The 6954-nt window shown below is 72.1% G+C and carries 8 protein-coding genes and 1 tRNA gene; 6 read left to right on the forward strand and 3 right to left on the reverse strand.

Features of this window, described 5'->3' with window-relative positions; all coding sequences use genetic code 11:
• Nucleotides 1–47: 47 nt before the first annotated feature.
• Both serS and AF1_RS22760 read left to right on the forward strand, forming a co-directional pair.
• The gene (gene serS, locus AF1_RS22755) at nt 48–1307 is read left to right on the forward strand and encodes a serine--tRNA ligase (RefSeq protein WP_067802878.1); all 1260 of its coding nucleotides are present in this window, start codon (nt 48–50) and stop codon (nt 1305–1307) included.
• A gap of 62 nt (nt 1308–1369) precedes the next feature.
• On the forward strand, nt 1370–2173 hold the full coding sequence (locus tag AF1_RS22760; RefSeq protein ID WP_067802881.1) for an HAD family hydrolase: 804 nt from the start codon (nt 1370–1372) through the stop codon (nt 2171–2173).
• 46 nt (nt 2174–2219) lie between these two features.
• On the opposite strand, the gene AF1_RS22765 is transcribed toward AF1_RS22760, so the two are convergent.
• Entirely contained in the window at nt 2220–2771 is a 552-nt protein-coding gene (locus AF1_RS22765; protein WP_067802885.1) for a bacterial proteasome activator family protein, read from the reverse strand.
• Nucleotides 2772–2784: 13 nt separating this feature from the next.
• A complete protein-coding gene (locus tag AF1_RS22770) occupies nt 2785–3741 on the reverse strand; it encodes an NAD(P)H-quinone oxidoreductase (RefSeq protein ID WP_067802889.1) in 957 nt (318 codons plus the stop codon).
• Between the two features lie 171 nt (nt 3742–3912).
• On the opposite strand from AF1_RS22770, the gene AF1_RS36530 reads away from it, so the two are divergent.
• The 4 genes from AF1_RS36530 to AF1_RS35295 all read left to right on the forward strand — a co-directional run bounded on the left by AF1_RS36530 (nt 3913) and on the right by AF1_RS35295 (nt 6744).
• Complete coding sequence (locus tag AF1_RS36530; RefSeq protein WP_242608558.1) at nt 3913–5871, forward strand: MinD/ParA family ATP-binding protein; 1959 nt, start codon at nt 3913–3915, stop codon at nt 5869–5871.
• 38 nt (nt 5872–5909) lie between these two features.
• Entirely contained in the window at nt 5910–6293 is a 384-nt protein-coding gene (locus tag AF1_RS22780; RefSeq protein ID WP_067802893.1) for a cupin domain-containing protein, read from the forward strand.
• Nucleotides 6294–6368: 75 nt separating this feature from the next.
• Nucleotides 6369–6457, forward strand: a tRNA-Ser gene (locus tag AF1_RS22785).
• Nucleotides 6458–6576: 119 nt separating this feature from the next.
• Nucleotides 6577–6744: a hypothetical protein gene (locus AF1_RS35295; protein ID WP_165488295.1), complete on the forward strand. Its 168-nt coding sequence runs from the start codon at nt 6577–6579 to the stop codon at nt 6742–6744.
• A gap of 3 nt (nt 6745–6747) precedes the next feature.
• On the opposite strand, the gene AF1_RS22790 is transcribed toward AF1_RS35295, so the two are convergent.
• On the reverse strand, nt 6748–6954 hold a 207-nt coding region (locus AF1_RS22790; protein ID WP_174548885.1), incomplete at its 5' end, for a M15 family metallopeptidase.

The following is a 6954-nucleotide window of genomic DNA, read 5'->3' on the forward strand; positions in this document are numbered from 1 at the left end:
GCGTTACTCGTGCGCGGACGCGGGGCCGGACCGGTAGCCTCGGTTCTGTGATCGACCTGCGAGCTCTTCGAGAGGATCCCGAGCGGCTGCGCGCCTCGCAGCGCGCCCGCGGTGAGGATGACGGCGTCGTCGACCGGCTGCTCGACCTGGACGAAAGGCGCCGCTCGGCGCTGACGTCGTTCGAGCGGTTGCGGGCGGAGCAGAAGAGTTTCGGCAAGTCGGTGTCCAAGGCGAAGGGCGAGGAGCGCGACGCGCTGCTGGCCCGCGCGAAGGAGCTGGCGCAGCAGGTCAAGGAGCGGGAGGCGGAGGCCGACCGGCTCGGCGAGGAACTCGACGCGGTCACGAAGGGCGTCCCGAACCTCATCGAGGACGGCGCCCCGCCCGGCGGCGAGCAGGACTTCGTCGTCCTGGAGCACGTCGGCGAGCCGGCCGTGTTCGACTTCGCGCCGAAGGACCATCTGGAGCTGGGCGAGAGCCTCGGCGCCATCGACATGGAACGCGGCGCGAAGGTGTCCGGCGCGCGGTTCTACTACCTGACGGGCGTGGGTGCGCGGCTCCAGTACGCGCTGCTGAACCTCGCCATGGAGCAGGCCGTCGCCGCCGGGTTCGTCCCGATGTACCCGCCGGTGCTGGTGAAGCCGGAGGCGATGGAGGGCACCGGGTTCCTCGGCGCGCACGCGGCGGAGGTGTACCGGCTCCCGGAGGACGACCTGTACCTGGTGGGGACGTCCGAGGTGCCGCTCGCCGCGTACCACATGAACGAGATCATCGACGAGCTGCCGCGGCGGTACGTGGCGTGGTCGTCGTGCTTTCGCCGCGAGGCCGGCTCCTACGGCAAGGACACGCGCGGCATCATCCGGGTCCACCAGTTCGACAAGGTGGAGATGTTCTCCTACTGCGACCCGGCCGACTCGCACGCCGAGCACCTGCGGCTGCTGGAGTGGGAGAAGGAGATGCTCGCCAAGGTCGAGATCCCGTACCGGGTGATCGACGTGGCGGCGGGCGACCTCGGCTCCAGCGCGGCCCGCAAGTACGACTGCGAGGCGTGGGTGCCGACGCAGAACACCTACCGCGAGGTCACCTCGACGTCCAACTGCACCGAGTTCCAGGCGCGCCGGCTCGCGGTCCGGTACCGGGACGCCGACGGCAGGAACCAGCCGGTCGCGACGCTGAACGGCACGCTCGCGACGACCCGCTGGATGGTGGCGATCCTGGAGAACCACCAGCGGGCGGACGGGTCGGTGCGCGTCCCGGAGGCGCTGGCGAAGTTCCTCGGCCAGGACGTCCTGGAGCCGGTCAAGCGCTGACCCTGGGGTGGCGGCACGCCCGGCGTCGCTTAGGGTTTGTGACATCGGCCCAGGAAGGTGACATGAGCCAGTCTTCGCCGCGCGTGATCGCCACCGACCTCGACGGAACGATCGTGCGCTCCGACGGGACGATCTCCGCCCGCACCGTGGAGGCCCTGGCCCGGGTCGAGCGGGCCGGGGCGATGCTCGTCATGGTCACCGGCCGGCCGCCGCGCTGGATGGCGGAGGTCGCCACGGCCGTCGACCATCACGGCGTCGCGATCTGCGCCAACGGCGCCGTGGTGTACGACCTGCACACCGAGACCGTCCTGCACGCGCGGGAAATCCATGCCGAGGCGATCTCGGAGGCGGTGGAGCGGCTCCGCGACCTGTCGCCGGAGCTGCGGTTCGCGGTGGAGCACCCGAGCGGGTTCGTGTTCGAGGCGAGCTACGACCTCGGCCGCTGGGACGCGAAGGCGCTCGGCGGCCGTCCCGTGGACGCCGACGAACTGGTCAGCCGCCCTGGCACCAAGCTGCTCGCGTTCCACCCGGACGCCGACCCCGACACGCTGTCGGAGAAGGCCGCGCGGGCGGTGGGGCATCTCGTGACCGTGACGCACTCGTCCGGGCGGGGCCTGCTGGAGATGAGCGCGCTCGGCGTCACCAAGGCGAGTGCTCTCGCGGCCCTCTGCACCGAGCACGGGTTCGGGGCCGGCGACGTGACCGCGTTCGGCGACATGCCGAACGACCTGCCGATGCTCACCTGGGCGGGCACCTCGTACGGGGTCGCGAACGCGCACCCGATGGTGCTGGCCGCCGTGACGCACAAGACGTCCCGCAACGACGACGACGGTGTGGCGGAGGTCCTGGAGCGCCTCTACCCGTGACGGCGGCCGCACCCCGGAGCCCGGCGGTGCGGCCGGTGCATCCGTCCTACAGGTAGGGCCCGGACGAGCGCGGCCCGTGCTTCGGCGGCTGCTGCTCCTCCTCGGCGCCGGGCGGCATCATCCCGGCGGGCAGGGCGCGCCGCATCTGCTCAAGCTGCGCCCGCGCCGCCATCTGCTGCGCGAACAGCGTCGTCTGGATGCCGTGGAACAGGCCCTCCAGCCAGCCGACGAGCTGCGCCTGGGCGATCCGAAGCTCCGCTTCGCTCGGCACCGTGCCCTCGGCGAACGGCAGCGAAAGCCGCTCCAGCTCCGCCACCAGCTCGGGCGCCAGGCCGTCCTCCAGCTCCTTGATGGACGACTTGTGGATCTCCCGCAGCCGGGCCCGGCTCGCCTCGTCCAGCGGGGCGGCCTTGACCTCCTCCAGGAGCTGGCGGATCATGCCGCCGATCCGCATGACCTTCGCCGGCTGCTCGACCATCTCGGTCACCGACTTGCCCTCGGACTCGCCCTCGCCACCGCTTTCGATGGTGATGCCGTTCGGGCCGACCACGAGCACCTGCGGTTCCTGCTCCGGCTGCTTCTTCAAAGGCTCGCTCATAAACTCCACATCCTCACACGGTCAACAAGATCTTGCCGACGTGACCGCTTTCTTCGAGCAGCTCGTGCGCGCGTGACGCCTCCGACATGGGGAAACGCCGATCGATGACCGGCCGGACCTCCCCGGACTCCAGCAGCGGCCACACGTGCTCCCGGACCCCGGCCACGATCTCCGCCTTCTCCTCGGCCGGACGGGACCGCAGCGCCGTCGCGTGCACCAGTGCCCGCTTGCGCAGCAGCTTGCCGAGGTCCAGCTCCGCCTTCGCGCCGCCCTGGAGGCCGATCACCATCAGCCGTCCGCCGGTGGCGAGCGCCGCCACGTTGCGGGCCAGGTACTTCGCACCGATCAGGTCGAGTATCACGTCGTAGGGTCCGCTGTCGACGAAGTCCTCCTTGCGATAGTCAACGGCGACGTCGGCGCCGAGTTCCCGGCAGCGCGCCGCCTTCTCCGGGCCGCCCACGGTCGTCACCACCCGCGCGCCGCGCGCCTTGGCGAGCTGGATCGCGAACGTCCCGATGCCGCTGCCGCCGCCGTGCGCGAGGAGGGTCTCGCCCGCGCGCAGCCCGGCCAGCATGAACACGTTCGACCACACCGTGCACGCGACCTCCGGGAGTCCGGCCGCTTCCACGACGTCCACCCCGCGCGGCACCGGGAGCACCTGCGCGGCGGGCGCCGCGACCCGTTCGGCGTACCCTCCCCCGGCGAGCAGCGCGCACACCTCGTCGCCGGCGTTCAGGCCCGACACGTCCGTTCCCAGGCGCGTGATCCGTCCGGACACCTCAAGACCCGGGTACGGGGGAGCGTCCGCGGGCGGCGGGTAGAAGCCCATCCGCTGCATGACGTCCGCGCGGTTGACCGCGCTCGCCGCCACCTCGATCAGCACCTCGTCCGGCTTCGGTTCCGGGTCGGGGACCCGCGTCCACTCCAGGACGTCGGCGCCGCCCGGCTCACGGATCACGATCGCATGCATACCGATCACGCTACCGGGCGTTCGGTGTCCCGGCCCGGCCCCCGCGATCCCGCCCCAACGTCGATCTACGCGCGGGATGCGTGCTATTGACTGATGGGTATCCTGCGTGGGGATCGGTTTGCCCACCTGCACCGTGTTGATCATCAGAGGCGTGCCCTAGGGGGAAGAACGGTGGCGAGGAACGAGCACGACGGGCGCTCTCTGGAGGAGCGCCTGGCCTCTCTGGACGCGATGAGCGGCGACACGGCGGGCCCCCCGTCCCCCGAGGGCGAAACGGCGCCCCGGCCCGCGCCCGCCGAGCAGGAGAACGCGCCGCCGCAGCCCCCGCCCTACCAGGGCGCCCCGGAGCCGCAGGCCGACCCGAACGCCAATCCCTGGCTCGCCGCGCCACCCGCGTTCCAGGGGCCCCCGGAGAACTTCGGCCCGCCGCAGCCCCCGCCCTACGAGGGCCCCCCGGGGCCGCAGCCGTTCGACGCGGGCATGCTCCCGCCGCCGTACTACCCGCCCTACGACCCGTCCCAGGTTCCGCAGCCGCCGTACGCCCAGCCGCAGCCGCAGCCGCAGCCGCCGCACGACGCGAACGGGAACGCCGCGCCGCCGCTCGACCGGCTTCCGCCGTACCCGGCCGGCCAGTACGCGCAGCAGGACGGCCCGCCCCCGCAGTACCAGCCGATCGACCCGGCGGGGCAGCCCTACCCGCAGGACACGGACGTGTCCGGGCAGCCCTACGCCCCGATCGACCCGAACACCGGCCGGCCGCCTGCGCCCGGCGCCCCGCAGTTCCCGCCGGCGGACCCCACCGTGGGCGCCCGGGAATTCCCGCCCGCCGACCCGAACACCGGCGGGCCGTACGCACCGGACGCGAACGGTGCCGTCCAGCAGCCCCCGCCCGCCGACCCGAACGCGGGCGCGCAGCAGTTCCCGCCGTCCGACCCCGGCGCGGGTCCTGGCGCGGGTCTTGGCACGGGCCAACCGTACGCACCCGACCCCAACGCCCAGGCGTTCCCGCTGGCCGACCCCTACGCGGGCGGCCAGCCGTACCAGCAGGTCGACCCCAGCACCGGCCAGCCGTACATGCCCATCGACCCGAACACGGGGCAGCCCTACCAGGGGTACGGATACCCCCCGGCCGGGCCGCAGGGGCAGATGATCCCGCCGGGCCATGTCGCTCCGCCGCAGCAGCCGCAGGACGCCGACAGCCTCAGCTCCGAGAACCTCCTGGGGGAGCGCCGCATCGCGCCGTCCTCGGGGTGGCGGCGCGCCGTCTACAAGGCGACCGCGGGCAACGTCCACCCCGGCGAGTCGCAGGGCGAGCTGCGCCGCAAGGACCTGATCGCCCGGGCGCGGACGGCCGTGGCCGGCGGGCACCACCGGGTCGCGGTCATGTCGCTGAAGGGCGGTGTCGGAAAGACGACCACCACGACCGGGCTCGGCTCGATGCTGGGGTCGCTGCGCGGCGACCGCGTCATCGCGGTGGACGCCAACCCCGACCGCGGGACGCTGTCGGACAAGGTGAGGCTGGAGACGGCCGCGACCGTCCGGGACCTGCTGAACAGCCGTGACCGCATCCACCGCTACGCGGACGTGCGCGCGTTCACCTCGCAGAACGAGGCCCGGCTGGAGATCCTCGCGTCCGACCGCGACCCGGCGGTCAGCGAGGCGTTCAGCGCCGAGGACTACGCCGCCGTCGCCGTCGTCCTGGAGCAGTACTACTCGGTCTGCATCACCGACTGCGGCACCGGGCTGCTGCACTCGGCGATGGCGGGGGTGCTGAGCCTCGCCGACCAGCTCGTCCTGGTCAGCTCCCCGTCGGTGGACGGCGCCCGGTCCGCGAGCGCCACCCTGGACTGGCTGGAGGCCCACGACCACGGGCACCTCGTCCGCAACGGCGTCGTCGTCCTGTCGATGGTCCGCAACCGGACCCGCAGCCAGGTCGATCTCGACAAGCTCCAGGCGCACTTCGAGAGCCGCTGCCGGGCCGTCGTCCGCATCCCCTACGACGACCACCTGGAGGAGGGCGCCGAGGTCGAGCTGGAGCAGCTCGCCCCCGCCACGCGCGAGGCGTACCTCACCCTGGCCGCCGTCGTCGGTGACGGCTTCGCCTTCCAGCGCCCCGCCCAGCCGTCCTGACGCTCCGCCGGGCCGGGACGCTAGCGTTGCGTTCCGTGATGGACGGCGATGGCCTGTACGTGGGGAAGGCGGGCCCGGACGCGGCCGGTGACCGGGGGTGGCTGCTCGGGCATTTCAAGCCGCCCGGCGACCTGCGGCACAGCGGCGCGGTGGAGATCAAGTGGGGCGTCCACGCCAGGGGAGAGCGCCGTGCCCGGTGGACGGACGGCGAGCAGCGCACCGCCCTGCTCGTGCTGATCAGCGGCCGGTTCCGGCTGGAGTTCCCGGGACGCGACGTCGTCCTCGCCGAACAGGGCGACTATGTGGTGTGGGGACGCGGCGTCGACCACTCGTGGGAGGCCGAGGAGGAGTCGGTCGTCATGACGGTCCGCTGGCCGTCCATCCCCGGCTACCGCGTCCCGGAGGAACCGCAGGGCGGCTGAACTCCGGATACGCGGTCGAAGGCAGCGGGCCATGACCGCTATCGTGGACGATGGCCGATGTGCGACCGGCCACCGGGAGAGTTCGCATAGTGGACTAGTGCAGGCGCCTTGAAAGCGCCCAGGGCTGGGGACAGTCCTCGTGGGTTCGAATCCCACACTCTCCGCTGCGGGGTTGAGGAGGGTGCTCACCCCTCACGATGCCGCCCAGGGGAGCGATCCTTGGGCCCCCGGAACGTCGCGAAGGGGCCGACCTGGGCAGAAGGCATCCGTTACCCTCTTCCGCATGTCGCAGACACCGAATGATCCGGCGGGCACGACTCACCAGTTCCAGAACTTCGCCAGCCAGGCGCAGCCGCAGAAGTCCGGCCCGAACATGGGCCTGATCGTCGGCGTCCTCGCCGTCGTCGCGATCGTCGCGGTCCTCGCCGTCGGGATCATGATGCTCAGCTAGCACTCACCCGCTTGAGCTGGAGAAGTGCTGGTAGTCCTTGGCGCCGCTCCAGGTGCCGCCCCAGCCCCAGCCGATCGAGGCGAACGCCTTCACCACCTTGTCGCCGGCGTGGATCACGCCCGGGTCTTTGCGTCCGCGGTTCTTGTACTTCGTGCATTTCTTGTGGGCGATGTGCCCGTCGGCGTAGACGTAGGGGTTCTGGCAGGGGTT

It is taken from the genome of Actinomadura formosensis NBRC 14204 (assembly GCF_001552155.1).
GTDB classification, from domain to species: Bacteria; Actinomycetota; Actinomycetes; order Streptosporangiales; family Streptosporangiaceae; genus Spirillospora; species Spirillospora formosensis.

Bases quoted from the DNA above. Each gene is read 5' to 3' on its own strand.
- AF1_RS22760 (WP_067802881.1), top strand. From the start codon at position 1,370: ATGAGCCAGTCTTCGCCGCGCGTGATCGCCACCGACCTCGACGGAACG.
- AF1_RS22765 (WP_067802885.1), bottom strand. From the start codon at position 2,771: ATGAGCGAGCCTTTGAAGAAGCAGCCGGAGCAGGAACCGCAGGTGCTC.
- AF1_RS22770 (WP_067802889.1), bottom strand. From the start codon at position 3,741: ATGCATGCGATCGTGATCCGTGAGCCGGGCGGCGCCGACGTCCTGGAG.
- AF1_RS22780 (WP_067802893.1), top strand. From the start codon at position 5,910: ATGGACGGCGATGGCCTGTACGTGGGGAAGGCGGGCCCGGACGCGGCC.
- AF1_RS35295 (WP_165488295.1), top strand. From the start codon at position 6,577: ATGTCGCAGACACCGAATGATCCGGCGGGCACGACTCACCAGTTCCAG.